This is a genomic window from Micromonospora pallida (assembly GCF_900090325.1).
Lineage (GTDB): Bacteria > Actinomycetota > Actinomycetes > Mycobacteriales > Micromonosporaceae > Micromonospora > Micromonospora pallida.
In genome coordinates, this window is the sequence record NZ_FMHW01000002.1 from 1,701,248 (window position 1) to 1,714,277 (window position 13,030).

8 protein-coding genes are annotated in these 13,030 nt (G+C 72.7%); 2 read left to right on the forward strand and 6 right to left on the reverse strand.

Annotation, left to right across the window (positions count from 1 at the left end; translation table 11 throughout):
* Positions 1–112: 112 nt before the first annotated feature.
* Together GA0074692_RS07525 and GA0074692_RS33865 are read right to left on the reverse strand one after the other, a co-directional pair.
* Positions 113–6,430, reverse strand: coding sequence for a non-ribosomal peptide synthetase (locus tag GA0074692_RS07525; RefSeq protein WP_091640793.1), 6,318 nt, complete (start codon positions 6,428–6,430; stop codon positions 113–115).
* Between the two features lie 129 nt (positions 6,431–6,559).
* Positions 6,560–6,943 (reverse strand): hypothetical protein, encoded by a 384-nt coding sequence (locus GA0074692_RS33865; protein WP_141725192.1) that lies wholly within the window; start codon positions 6,941–6,943, stop codon positions 6,560–6,562.
* A 329-nt stretch (positions 6,944–7,272) separates the two neighbouring features.
* On the opposite strand from GA0074692_RS33865, the gene GA0074692_RS07530 reads away from it, so the two are divergent.
* The gene (locus tag GA0074692_RS07530) at positions 7,273–8,715 is read left to right on the forward strand and encodes a sugar porter family MFS transporter (protein WP_091640796.1); all 1,443 of its coding nucleotides are present in this window, start codon (positions 7,273–7,275) and stop codon (positions 8,713–8,715) included.
* A gap of 46 nt (positions 8,716–8,761) precedes the next feature.
* Here the strand turns inward: GA0074692_RS07530 and GA0074692_RS07535 are convergent, their stop codons facing one another.
* Positions 8,762–9,364: a TetR/AcrR family transcriptional regulator gene (locus GA0074692_RS07535; protein WP_091640800.1), complete on the reverse strand. Its 603-nt coding sequence runs from the start codon at positions 9,362–9,364 to the stop codon at positions 8,762–8,764.
* A gap of 70 nt (positions 9,365–9,434) precedes the next feature.
* On the opposite strand from GA0074692_RS07535, the gene GA0074692_RS07540 reads away from it, so the two are divergent.
* Positions 9,435–9,977 carry a hypothetical protein gene (locus GA0074692_RS07540; RefSeq protein WP_091640804.1) on the forward strand — a complete coding sequence of 181 codons (543 nt, stop codon included), beginning with the start codon at positions 9,435–9,437 and terminating at the stop codon, positions 9,975–9,977.
* Between the two features lie 75 nt (positions 9,978–10,052).
* Here GA0074692_RS07540 and GA0074692_RS07545 read toward each other — a convergent pair whose 3' ends face one another.
* From GA0074692_RS07545 to GA0074692_RS07555, 3 genes are read right to left on the reverse strand one after another with little or no spacing between them, the layout of a single operon-like run.
* Entirely contained in the window at positions 10,053–11,081 is a 1,029-nt protein-coding gene (locus GA0074692_RS07545) for a methyltransferase (protein WP_091640807.1), read from the reverse strand.
* Entirely contained in the window at positions 11,078–12,205 is a 1,128-nt protein-coding gene (locus tag GA0074692_RS07550) for an aminotransferase class V-fold PLP-dependent enzyme (protein WP_245730216.1), read from the reverse strand. The genes GA0074692_RS07545 and GA0074692_RS07550 overlap by 4 nt, the downstream gene beginning before the upstream one ends.
* Before the next feature lies 1 nt (position 12,206).
* Positions 12,207–12,929 carry a tryptophan 2,3-dioxygenase family protein gene (locus GA0074692_RS07555; RefSeq protein ID WP_091640809.1) on the reverse strand — a complete coding sequence of 241 codons (723 nt, stop codon included), beginning with the start codon at positions 12,927–12,929 and terminating at the stop codon, positions 12,207–12,209.
* Positions 12,930–13,030: the final 101 nt, after the last annotated feature.

Below are 13,030 nucleotides of genomic sequence, written 5' to 3' on the forward strand. Positions count from 1 at the left end.
GGCGGGGCGTGCGGTCGTGCGCGTCGTCATCTGGTGCTCCTTGGTCGATGGGTACGGCCGGTCGGGTCACGTCGTGCCACGCCGGTTGCGGGCCGGCGGTCGGTCGGGGTGGTCAGCGGGTTCCGGCGGCGGTCAACCGCGTGTCCAGTGCGGCGACGGTGGGGTTGTCGACGACCAGCTGCGCGGTCACGTCGACGCCGAGGATGGTGCGGATCCGGCCCGCGAGCCGGTCGGCGAGCCGCGCGTGTCCGCCGAGGTCGAAGAAGTCGTCGTCGACGTCGACCTCGGGGACGCCGAGCACGACGGCGAAAAGTTCACGGAGGACGTCCCGCCGGGGGCTGGGAACGGCGGCGGTCCCGGGGGCCGGCAGGGCGGCCCGGTCGAGCTTGCCGTTGGCGGTCACCGGAAGGGCGGTGAGGGTGACGAAGGCGCCGGGCACCATGTATTCGGGCAGCCGCGCGCCGAGGTCGCGGCGGAGCGCGTCCCGGTCGACCCGCCCGTCGGCCGGCACCAGGTACGCGACGAGACGCTTGTCGCCGGGCTCGTCCTCGCGGACCACCACGGCCGCCTGACGGACGTCGTCCCAGGCGGTGAGGACAGCCTCGATCTCGCCCGGTTCGATCCGGAAGCCCCGGACCTTGACCTGGTCGTCGGTGCGGCCGAGGAAGTGCAGGTGCCCGTCGTGGTCCCGGCGGGCGAGGTCGCCGGTGCGGTACATCCGGGCGCCGGGCGGGCCGTACGGGTCGGCGACGAAGCGGGTGGCGGTGAGGTCGGGGCGGTTGACGTAGCCGCGCGCGGTGCCGGCCCCGGCGAGGTAGATCTCACCGGGGACGCCGGCCGGAACGGGCCGGAGGGCGTCGTCGAGGACGAGCACGCGGGTGTGCCGGAGCGCGTGCCCGAGCGGGACGGTGGGGGGAACGCCGTCCCCGTGCCGCCACGGGTACTGGGTCACGCAGAGGGTCATCTCGGTGGGCCCGTACGTGGTCCGGACGATGGTGTCCGGGCAGCGCCGTACGACGTGGTCGACAGCCTGCGCGGAGATCACGTCCCCGCCGGTGGTCACCTCGGTCAGTCCGGCGAACGCGTCCACCAGGTCCTCCGCCACCACCCGGAACAACCCTGCCGTCAGGCTGAGCCGGGTGATCTTGTGCTCGCGGAGCAACCGGCCGAGCGCCCCGGCGTCCAGTTCGCGCGGCGGGGCGACGACGACCTGGCCGCCGGCGAGCAGGGGTCCCCAGAGTTCCCAGGTGGAGGCGTCGAAGGCGTGTGGGGAGTGGAACAGGGTGCGGTCGTCGGTGTGCATCGTCCAGCTGGGGTCGCGGACGAGGTCGACGACGCCCTGGTGGGTGATCTGGATGCCTTTTGGTTCGCCGGTCGAGCCGGACGTGTACATCACGTAGCAGAGCTGGTCGGGGTGCACGTCCGGCAACGGCCCGTCCGGCACCGCGCGGTCCGCGGGAGCCTGGTCGTCCACCGCGTGGTCCGGCAGCCTTCGGTCGTCCGCCTCGGGAGCCGGGCGGCAGCCGAGCACCCGCCGGCCGACCGCCGCCTCCCCGATGGCCAGCTCGTGTCCGGCGTGGGCGTCGTCGACGAGCAGCACCGGCGACCCGGACGCGGCCACGACGGTCCGCATCCGGGCCACCGGGTAGGCGCTGTGGATGGGCAGGTAGGCGCCGCCGGCCTTGAGGACGGCGAGAATCCCCACCACGAGGTCGACCGAGCGTTGCATGAGCATCGGTACGGGCGTTTCGGTGGTCACGCCGGCCGCCCGGAGGGTGGCCGCGAGTGCCTCGGCGCGGTGCCGCAGGTCGGTGTAGGTGAGGGTGGTGTGGCCGTCGGTGAGGGCGACCGCGTCGGGGGTGCGGTCGGCCTGCTCGTCGAAGGCCGCCACCACGCTGCACGCCGTCGACGCCGCCGGGACGGCGACCGGCGGACGCTCCCCGTCGACCAGGATGTCGAGCCGGCCGATCGGCGTGGCGGGCTGTTCGGCGGCCTGCCGGAGGATCGCGACCAGGCGTTGCCCGAGCAGTTCCACGCTCCGCTGGTCGAACAGGTCGGTGGCGTAGCCGAGGCTGATGCCGAGGTCCCCGTCGACCGGCTCGTCCGAGACGGTGAACTCCAGGTCGAACTTGACGATGCTCAGCCGGGTCGGTTCCGGCGCGCAGTCCAGACCCGGCAGCGGGGTGGCGGTGGGAGTCCGGTCGGCCCGGGACAGCGCGATCTGGAACAGCGGGTGCCGGGCCGGTGACCGGGTCGGTCGCAGGTGCCGGACCAGCCGCTCGAAGGGGACGTCCTGGTGGTCGTAGGCGGCCAGATCGGTGTCGCGGACGCGGTTCAGCAGGTCGCCGAAGGCGGGGTCACCGCTGGTGTCGGTCCGCAGGACGAGGGTGTTGACGAAACACCCGACCAGGTCGTCGAGGGCGTCGTCGGTGCGGCCGGCGACGACGGTGCCCAGTGGGACATCGGTGCCGCAGCCGAGTCGGGTGAGGAGGGTGGCGATCGCGGCCTGCACCACCATGAACAGGGTGGCGTCCTGCCGCCGCGCCAACTGGCGCAGGTCCCGGTGACAGGCGGCGTCCACCACCACGTCCACCCGGCCGGCTCGGTAACTGGACCGTGGCGGCCGGGGACGGTCGGTCGGGAGCGGCAACTCCTCGGGCAGCCCCGCGAGGGACTTCTCCCAGTGGTCGAGCTGCCGGCGGAGTTCGCCGTCCGGGTCGTCGTCGGCGCCGAGCACGTCCCGCTGCCAGAGCGTGTAGTCGGCGTACTGCACCGGCAGCGGCTCCCACTCGGGCGCGCGGCCGGCGCTCCGGGCGGCGTAGGCGGCGGCGAGGTCCCGGCCCAGCGGGCCCATCGAGACGCCGTCCCCGGCGATGTGGTGCAGGTTGACCACGAGGAGGTGATCGTCGTCGCGGTCGGTGTCGGTGACCAGCCGGACGGCCAGCGGGGCCTCACGGGACAGGTCGAACGCCCGGGCGGAGGCGGCGGTGACGGCCTCCTCGACCTGCCCGGCGGGGACGCGCTGGTGGACGACCTCCACCAGGCCCGGCGCGGCGGGCAGCACCCGCTGTGTCGGCTCGCCGTCCACCTCGGGGTAGACGGTGCGCAGGACCTCGTGCCGGGCGACCAGGTCGTCCACGGCGGCCCGCAGCGCGGCCACGTCGACCCGACCCCGCAGCCGGGTGGTGACCGGCACGTTGTACGTCGCCGACGGCCCCTCGATCTGTTGCAGCGCCCAGAGCCGCCGCTGGGCGAAGGACGCGGGCAGTGGCTCCGGGCGGGTGCCGGCGGTCAGCGCCGGGCGGCCGGATCCGCTGCCCAGGTGGGGTTCGAGGGCGGCCACGCTGGGGTTCTCGAAGAGCAACCGGACGCCGATCTCGACGCCCAGGGCGGCGCGGACGCGGTTGACCAGACGGGTGGCGAGCAGGGAGTGCCCGCCGAGGTCGAAGAAGTTGTCGTCGGTGCCGACCTCGGGCACGCCGAGCACGGCGGCGAAGAGCTGGCAGAGCACCTCCTGCCGGGCGGTGCGGGCGACGGCGCGCGGGCCGCCGGTCCGGGCCGGCGCGGGCAGCGCCGCGCGGTCGAGTTTCCCGTTGGGCGTGACCGGGAGGGCGGTCATCGTGACGAAGGCGCCGGGCACCAGGTGGTCCGGCAGCCGGGCCGCCAGGTCGGCGCGGAGCACGCTGTGGTCGAGCTTCCCGTTCGCCGGTACGACGTACGCGACGAGCCGCTTCTCGCCGGGCTGGTCCTCCCGGACGATCACGGCGGCGTGCCGGACGTCGTCCCGTCCGGTGAGGGCGGACTCGATCTCGCCGGGTTCGATCCGGAAGCCCCGGATCTTGACCTGGTCGTCGGTGCGCCCAAGGAAGTGCAGGTGCCCGGTGGCGTCCCAGCGGACCAGGTCACCGGTGCGGTACATCCGACTGCCCGACGCGCCGAAGGGGTCGGCGGTGAACCGGGACGCGGTCAGGTCGGGTCGGCCGAGGTACCCCCGGGCCAGCCCCGCACCCGCGACGTACAGCTCGCCGGCCACGCCCGCCGGGACGGGCCGCAGGGCCGGGTCGAGGACGTAGCAGGCGGTGTTGGCCACCGGGGTGCCGATGGTGACGGGCTGCCCGTGGGGGAGCGGGCCGCCACTGGCGCAGACGGTGACCTCGGTGGGGCCGTACGAGTTGATCAGCCGGTGACCGGCGCTCCAGGTGTCGACCAGCCACTGGGGACACGCCTCGCTGGCGGTGATGACCGTGCTGCCCGGCGGGAGCGTGTCGGTGGGCAGGGTGGCCAGCAGGCTGGGCGTGACGGTGACGTGGGTGGTGCGGGCGAGCAGGTGCGCGTCCGCGCCGGGGGTGAGGAGGCGCTCGGGGGCGTAGGGGATGACGGCGCCACCGGCGAGCAGCGCCATCAGCATCTCCCAGACCGAGCCGTCGAAGCCGATCGAGGCGATCTGGAGCACGTGGCTGCCGGGCCGGACCTCGAAGTCACGCTGGTAGCGGTGGGCGAGCCGGCTGATCCCCCGGTGGGTGACGGTGACGCCCTTCGGTACGCCGGTGGAGCCGGACGTGTAGATCACGTACGCGCTGTTGTCCAGGGCCGGCTCGGGCAGCTCGCGATCGTCACCGGCCGCCGCCAGCTCCCGCCACAGCTCGTCGCCGGTCACCACGACCGTCACGCGGCCTTGGCCGCCGCTGTTGCGGACTGCCAGCTCCGGGTCGTCCACCACGACCACCGGCGGGGCCGCGTCCCGCAGGATGTGCGCCCGCCGCGCGGCCGGGTACGCCGGATCGACCGGCACGTAGCAGCCGCCCGCCTTGCTCACCGCCAGCAGCACGGTGACCAGGTCCACCGACCGGGCCATGCTGACCGCGACGGGCACCTCCGGTCCGACCCCGAGGCCGACCAGGTGCCGCGCCAGCCGGTCCGTCCGCGCGTCCAGCTCCCGGTAGCTGACCTCACCGGTGGCGGTGACCACCGCCACCGCGTCCGGGTGTTGCCGGACCTGCCGTCGGAACAGCGCGGGCAACGTCTCGCCGGGCACCGTGGCCGCCGTGCCGTTGAAGCCGACCAGGACCCGGTGCCGCTCCTCGGCGGAGAGGACCGCCAGGTCGCCCAGCCGGCGGGTGGGGTCGGCGGCGACCTGCGCCAGCAGGGCGACCAGCCGCCGCCCGAACGCCTCCGCGCCGGCCCGGGTGAAGAGGTCCTCCGCGTAGATCAGGCCCAGGTCCAACTCCCCGGACCCGGGCTGCGGGACGAACCCCAGGTAGAGGTCGAACTTCGCCGTCTCGACGGGCGGTTTCTCGGCGACCACATTCAGGCCGGTGACGCCCAGCGCGAGTCCGCCGTCGACGGCGAAGGCGACCTGGAAGAGCGGGTGCCGGGCGAGGGACCGGGCGGGCTGGAGGTCCTCGACGAGCCGGTCGAAGGGGAGGTCCTGGTGGTCGAAGGCGGCCAGGTCGAAGTCCCGTACCCGGGCCAGCAGCTCGGTGAAGCGGGGGTCGCCGCCGGTGTCGGTACGCAGGACGAGGGTGTTGACGAAGAACCCGACCAGGTCGTCGAGGGCCTCGTCGGTACGGCCGGCGACGACCGTGCCCAGCGGGACGTCGGTGCCGCAGCCGAGGCGGGTCAGCAGGGTGGCGATCGCCGCCTGCACCAGCATGAACAGCGTCGCGTCGTGCTCCCGGGCCACCGTCCGCAACGCGGCGTGGACGTCGGCGGGCACGGCCAGGTCGACCCGACCCGCCCGGTACGAGGACCGCGCCGGTCGGGGACGGTCGGTGGGCAGCGGCAGTTCCTCGGGCAGGCCGGCGAGGGCGGTACGCCAGTGGGCGAGCTGACGGTGCAGTTCGCTGCCCGGGTCGTCGTCGGCGCCGAGCACCTCCTGCTGCCAGAGGGTGTAGTCGGCGTACTGCACCGGCAGCGGTTCCCACTCGGGCGCGCGGCCGGCGCTCCGGGCAGCGTACGCGGTGGACAGGTCCCGGCCGAGCGGACCCATCGACGTGCCGTCCCCGGCGATGTGGTGCAGCGCCACCACCAACAGGTGCTCCCGCTCGGCGAGCGTGAACAGCCGTACCCGGATCGGCAGTTCGGCGGCCAGGTCGAACGGCCGCGTGCAGATCTCCACAACTGCCGCTTCGACCGTGTCGGCGGCCAGGACGGCGTGCCCGACGTCCGGCCGTACGTCGGCGGCGGGCAGGACCCGTTGCGTCGGCTCCCCGTCGACCTCGACGTAGACGGTGCGCAGCACCTCGTGCCGGGTCACCACGTCCCGTACGGCGGCCAGCAGCGCGGCCACGTCGACCCGGTCCCGGATCCGGGTGACCACCGGGATGGTGTACGTGGCCGAGGGCCCCTCCAGGCGGTACTGGAACCACAACCGGCGTTGCGCCGGCGACAGGGGGAACGCGGTGCTCTCCTCGGGTCCAACGGGATACATCCCTGGGGCACCTCGCGCTCTCCGTGACCGATCAGACTCGCTGGGCTATCGGAGCAAGCATCGAGGTGGCCGGTAACCGGGCGCTTCCCGAATCCTTCCCGCCGCTGCGGCAGCGGGTGGCGGCGGCCGTCAGCGGCGTTCCTGCCAGGGGTTGCCGGTGTCGGCCTGGACCGAGAAGCACATCGGCGCTCCGGGGTAGCGCTGGGAGAACTCGCGCTCGGCGCGTCGTGGGTCGGGGGTGCCGACCTCGATGCAGGAACCGTCGTGCCGTACGCCCGATTGCACGACCGGCAGCCCACGCTGCCGCCAGTAGTCCTGATCCCGCAGGATCTGCTGGAAGGTCGGCCCCAGCTCGGCGGCGGCATGCCGGGCCGGACGCAGCCGTACCCGCGACCCCCAGGGCTGCTGCGAGCGCCTTCCGGAACTCCGCCGAGTCCGTAACCCACACGTCGACCCGGTCGGCGTGCACGTCGATGGCGAGGCCCGCGTACACCGGGGCGAACTCGCCTTCACCCAACTTCCTGACCTTGGCCGCGATCTCGTCCAGTTCCTGCTGGTTCGGGAAGGCGGACGGACCTTCGGTGGCGGTGGCCGGTGCTCTCGCCGCTGGACCGAGCGAACCGGCATCGGCACACCCGGCCAGGAGGACCAGCGCGAGCAGCGATCCTGCGACCCTGATTTCCCGCACCATGGCTCCTCCCAACCGTCCTTTGCTCCTGACCGGCAAGGTACTCGCGTCCGGTATAGGTCAGATGTCGATGCGTCGGCTGTTGAGCACGCTGTGGTCGAGAATCTGCTGGTAGGGCCATAGCGGGACCTGTGTCTCGGGCAGCATGAGTGGCATGGACGCCGAGGGTGACGCGCCGAAGGCCGGAACCGGCGCGGCGCGCGCGGGTGCCCGCCAGGAGGAGCGTCGTTCCGCCGTGGCCGTGGCCGGTGCCGCGGCGCTCGGCGGCTTCCTGTTCGGGTACGACACCGCCGTGATCAACGGCGCGGTGGACGCCATCCAGGCCGAGTTTGACCTGCGGGCGGTGGTGCTCGGGACCGCGGTCTCCTCGGCGCTGCTCGGCGGCGCGGTCGGCGCCTGGTTCGCCGGGCCGCTGGCCGACCGGGTCGGTCGGGTGCGGGTGATGCTGATCGCCGCGATCATCTTCGTGCTCAGCAGCGTCGGCTCGGCGCTCGCGGTGGGGCCGACGAGCCTGACCGCGTGGCGGGTCGTCAGCGGACTGGCGGTCGGGGCGGCCAGCGTGATCGCTCCGGCGTACATCGCCGAGGTGGCACCGGCGAAGCAGCGTGGGCGTCTCGGCTCCCTGCAACAGTTCGCCATCGTCACCGGCATCTTCGCCGCGCTGCTGGTCGACTACGCCCTGGCGTCCTCGGCCGGCGGTGCCAGCGGCGACGTGCCGTGGGGCGGGACGGCGTGGCGGTGGATGTTCGCCTCGGCCGCGGTGCCCGCGACGATCTACGGGGTGATCGCGCTGCGGATCCCGGAGTCACCCCGATACCTCGTGCGACGGGGGCACCTCGACCAGGCACATGAGGTACTGAACCGGTACGTCGGCGACGGGGTACGGCTACGCGAGATCGAACGGTCGCTCGCCGGAGGGAACGAGTCCGTGCGGTTGTCGGATCTTCGCGGCACGGGCCGAGGCGGGCGGCGTCTGGGCCTGCTGCCGATCGTCTGGGTCGGCATCGTCCTGGCGGTGCTACAGCAGTTCGTCGGCATCAACGTGATCTTCTACTACTCGACCACCCTGTGGCGGGCCGTCGGTTTCACGGAGGAGAACGCGCTGCTGACGAGCGTGATCACCAGCGTGGTGAACATCCTCGCCACGCTCCTCGCGATCTCGCTCATCGACAGGGTCGGCCGCAAGCCCCTACTGGCCGTCGGTGCGGGTGGCATGGTGCTCACTCTCGCCACCCTGGCCTGGTGTTTCAGCCGTGCCACCGGCTCCGGCGAGAACCTGACCCTCCCGCCCGGCCTCGACGTGATCGCTCTCCTCGCGGCCAACCTCTACGTGGTGGCCTTCGCGACGAGTTGGGGGCCCGTGCTCTGGGTGATGCTCGGCGAGATGTTCAACAACCGGATCCGCGGCACCGCCATCGCCGTCGCCGGAGCCGCCCAGTGGGTCGCGAACTGGCTGGTGACCGTCAGTTTCCCGAGCATCGCCCAGGTCAGTCTCCCGATCGCGTACGGCCTCTACGCCGCCTTCGCGGCCCTCGCCCTCGTCTTCGTGACACGTGCCGTGCCGGAGACCAAGGGCCGTGAGCTGGAGACGATGTGAGCAGGTGCTCCGTTCGGCATGCGGTAGTCCGCCACCAGCCTGCGAATCAGAGCGGGCTCGGGCGGCGCAGGTCGTCGAGGTGGTCGGCGAGGACGGCCCGCAAGCGGGCGGGTGGCATCAGGTCGGGGTGCAGCAGGGCGTGCAGGGCGAGCCCGTCGACCAGGGCGTGCAGCCGGGCCGTCTCGCTCGGCACGTCCCGGTCGGCGGCCATCAGCCCGGCATTGGCGAGCGTGGTGACGGCGAGTTCGGTGGCCCGCCGTACGCCGTCGTCGGCCTCGGCCAGTCGGGTCCGGGCCACGGGCTCGGCCGGGGCGCGGGCGGCGAGCAGCAGCCACACCTCCATCTCCCGGACGCGCTGCTGGTCCAGCGGCAGGAACTCCTCCAGCATCCGTTGGACGACGTCGCGGGGTGGCCCGGTCCAGTCACCGGCGTGGAAGCGCTCGGTCGCCTTCTTGAGGACGTGCTCCATGGCGAAGGAGAGCAGCTCGGTCTGGGTGGTGAAGTAGTGCCGCAGCGCGCTGGGTGACCAGCCGGCCTCGGCCGCGATGCTGCGGACGGTCGCGGCGGCGGCCCCGTCCCGGTAGACGACGCGCCACATCGCCTCGGCCAGTTCTGCACGCCGGGCCTCGTGGTCGACGATCTTGGGCAACGGCCCCTCCGGCTGGTGTGTGCGACCCGCTGCTACGGTTATCGCACAGCGTACTAAAAAGAGGTGGTACATGCTCGTCGGACTGATCATCGCGTGTGAGGTCGCCTTCTGGGTCGTACTGGCGGCCGGGCTGATCGCCCGCTACCCGCTACGGCGTCCCCGGCTGGGTGCCGCCCTGCTGTTGGCGGTGCCCCTGGTCGACGTCGTGCTCCTCGTCGCCACCCTGATCGACCTGCGCTCCGGCGGCACCGCCACGCTCGCGCACGGCCTCGCCGCCGCGTACCTCGGCTTCTCGGTGGCCTTCGGCCACAGCATGGTGCGCTGGGCCGACCAGCGCTTCGCCCATCGGTTCGCCGGCGGCCCGCCGCCGGTCAAGCCGCCCCGCTACGGCTCGGCCCGCACCCGGCACGAGTGGCGCGAGTGGGGGAAGGCCCTGCTCGGCTGGGCCGTCGCCTGCGCCCTGCTGGTCGGCGGGATCGTCCTGGTCGACGACCCGGACCGGACCCGGGAGCTGGAGGCCTGGATCGGCCGGCTCAGCCTGGTCGTCGTGATCTGGCTGGTCTGCTGGCCGCTGTACTACACGGTCTTCCCCAAGCGGGAGCCGCGCCGCTGACCTCGACACGGCGATCGTGGTGGGAAAGGGCCCCCAGGAGGGCCCTTTCCCACCACGATCCGAGCCGGTGGGGTGTCAGCGCTGCGGCTTGTGGGCGGCGATCAGTTCCCAGCCACCGGGGAGGACCTCGATCTTCTCGAAGCCGGTCTCGGTGAGCAGGCTGGTGTAGAACTCCACCTCCCGCAGCCGACTGACGCAGCTGTCCACCCCGATCAAGAAGTACGACCAGAAGAACTGCATCGCCAGCCGGTCCGGCGTGCGGAACTCCTCGCAGATCAGCAGCATCCCGCCCGGCGGCAGGGCCGCGTACGCCTTCTCCACCAGCATCCGGGCGACGTCGTTGGGCCAGTCGTGCAGCACCCGGACGAAGGAGATCGTGTCGTACCCGGTGGGCAGCGGCTCGGCGAAGAAGTCGCCGCCGACGAAGCCGAGTCGCTCCGGGTCGACGCACTCGGCCCGGGTCTGCTCGACCAGCGGCCCGACCGCCGGCAGGTTGTAGACGTCGACCCGTAGCTCCGGGGCGTCCCGGATCACCCGCGCGGCGAGGGTGCCGGCGCCGCCGCCGACATCGAGGAAGCGGCGACGCCCCGACCAGAGCCGGTCGGCGTGCTGGCCGAAGACCTCGAGCACCGGGCCGAGCCCGACCGACATGCTCTGCTCGAACGACGCGGTCTGCTCGTCGGTCTTCGGCGGCCAGGCGAAGTCGTCGTCGGTCATGCTGACCTCGCCGCGCAGGCTGTCGGCCAGCCGGCCGTGCAGCCGCCGCCACGGGTACTGGTCCCGGTCGCGTTCGAGCGAGCCCGGTCCGACCACCGCCCGTACGGCGTCCCGCAACCCGGGCGCCGCCCGGTAGCTGGCCTCGGTGATGTCGTCGCTCTTCTCCTCCCGTTCGACGACGCCGACGCTCTCCAGGCAGTCGAGGAACTTGTAGAGCCGCAGCGGCCGTACGTCGAACCGGGTCGCCAGTTCACCGAGGGCCACCGGGCCGGGCTCCAGCGCGTCGAGCAGCCCCATGGCCAGCGCGGTCTCCAGCACGTCCATCGCCTTGCTGGCGTTGAACAGCAGACTCATCAGCGCGCGCGGCGACAACGACGGAGTGCTCATCCTCGTAATCCCTGCCATTCCTGTTCGAGTACGTCCATGAACTCGTCGATCTCGTCGAGGGTGTTGAAGACGTGCGGGCCGATCCGCAGGTAGCCACGCCAGCTACAGATCATGTTCCGGGCGGCGAGGCGGTACTTGAAAGCCTCCCCGTCCGGGATGTCGAGGCAGACCACGCCGCCCCGCTCCGGGCCGACCGGGCTGACCACCGGGATGCCGGCCGCCTCGGCCCGGTCGATGACCCGCTGCGTGCAGCGCAGCGAGTGCGACCGGATCGTCTCGATGCCGACCCCGGCCAGCAGGTCCAGGCCGACCTGGGAGATGAGCGAGGTCAGCGGGTACGGCGTGCCGCCGGCGAAGCGCTGCGCGCCGTCGGCGAAGCCGTTCGACGGCTGGAAGGTCAGCGCCCGGTCGCCCGCCTGCCAGCCGGTCGCCGTCGGGGTGAGGTCGGGCAGCAGGTCGGGACGGACGTAGAGGAAGGCCGTCCCCGCCCCGCACATCCACTTGTGCGCGCCGCCGAGCAGGAAGTCGACACCGAGTGCGGTGACGTCCAGCGGCATGATCCCGACGCTCTGGAAGGCGTCCACCACCACTTTGGCCCCGACCGAGTGCGCGTGCTTCACCAGCCGGGCGAGGTCGACGGTGGCCCCGGACGTGAAGCTCGCGTGCGTCACGCACACCAGCAGCGTCCGCTCGTCGATCTGCTCCTCCAGCGCGTCCTGGTCGATCCGGGGGCCGCCGGTCCCGACCACGACGGGCTGCGCGCCGTGGCGGCGGAACGCGTTCCAGATGAACGGCACGGTGGGGAACTCGAGGTCGGTGGTGACCACCCGGTCGCGGGGCGCCCGGTAGTCGAAGCAGGAGGCCACCCGGACCAGCAGGGTGCTCAGGTTGGCGTCGGTGACCACGCTGCCGGCGGGCGCGCCGATGAACGCGGCCACCCCGTCCGCGTACCGGTCGAGCCCCTCGTGCCAGCCGCCCCAGACGTCGTCCCGCCAGGTGCGCAGGGTCTCCCAGTAGCCGGCCAGGACATCCTGGACGCCCCGGGGCACCGCCCCGGTGGAGTTGCTGTTCAGGTAGACGCAGGTTTCCAGGACGGGGAACTGCGCGCGGAAGGCCGCGTCCACGTCAGCCCGCCGCGTCCGGGGCGATCCCGCTCGGCTCCTTCGGCCCCCCGACGAGCGCGGTACGCGCCTGCCACAGGTCCGGGAAGAACCGGTGGTCGATCAGCTTGGCCAGCCAGTTCGCCGGGCTGCCCTGGGTGCCCGTCGGGCCGTGGCTGCCGATCCGGATGGCGATCTTGTAGTGCCGCACTCGCCAGAGCGACACCCGTTCGTCCCAGTCGACCATCGCCTCGGCCATCCGGTAGACCGGGTCGGCGGGGCTGCCCGCGTAGAGCTTGCGCAGGTCGATCTGCCGGTCGGTGAGGTACCGGGCGAACGCCTGGTCGAGCTGCCGGCTGGCAGCCTGCGCCTGCTTCCAGCCCGGGGACTCCGCGCCGGAGCCGTTGCCGAACGCGGGCACCAGGGCCTGGAAGGTGGCCGGCGGCAGGTACCGGAACATGTCCAACTGGTCGGTGACGAGCCGGACGGCGAGCGAGGCCCGGCCCAGCAGGAGTTCGGCCTCCGACAGCTCGCCGTCGTCGATCCGCTCGGCCGCCTCGGTCAGCTCGGCCACCGCCAGCTTGAACCACAGCTCGGCGGACTGGTGCACCACCTGGAAGAGCAGTTCGTCCCGGTGGACCATCGCCGCCGGTTCCCGTTGCAGCGTGAGTAGTTCGTCCGTACGCATGTAACGCGCGTAGTCCGTGGCGCCCTCGCCGGGGAGCACGGGCGCGTGGTCTCGCTTCACAGAATCGTCCCTTCCGTGGGTGGGCGCGCGCCCGGTCGGAGTGCGTCCGGGGTCATCGCGCGGCCCATTATCCAGTGATGCCCGGCAATCAAAAGGACGCC

Bases quoted from the DNA above. Each gene is read 5' to 3' on its own strand.
- GA0074692_RS07525 (WP_091640793.1), bottom strand. From the start codon at position 6,430: ATGTATCCCGTTGGACCCGAGGAGAGCACCGCGTTCCCCCTGTCGCCG.
- GA0074692_RS07530 (WP_091640796.1), top strand. From the start codon at position 7,273: ATGGACGCCGAGGGTGACGCGCCGAAGGCCGGAACCGGCGCGGCGCGC.
- GA0074692_RS07540 (WP_091640804.1), top strand. From the start codon at position 9,435: ATGCTCGTCGGACTGATCATCGCGTGTGAGGTCGCCTTCTGGGTCGTA.
- GA0074692_RS07545 (WP_091640807.1), bottom strand. From the start codon at position 11,081: ATGAGCACTCCGTCGTTGTCGCCGCGCGCGCTGATGAGTCTGCTGTTC.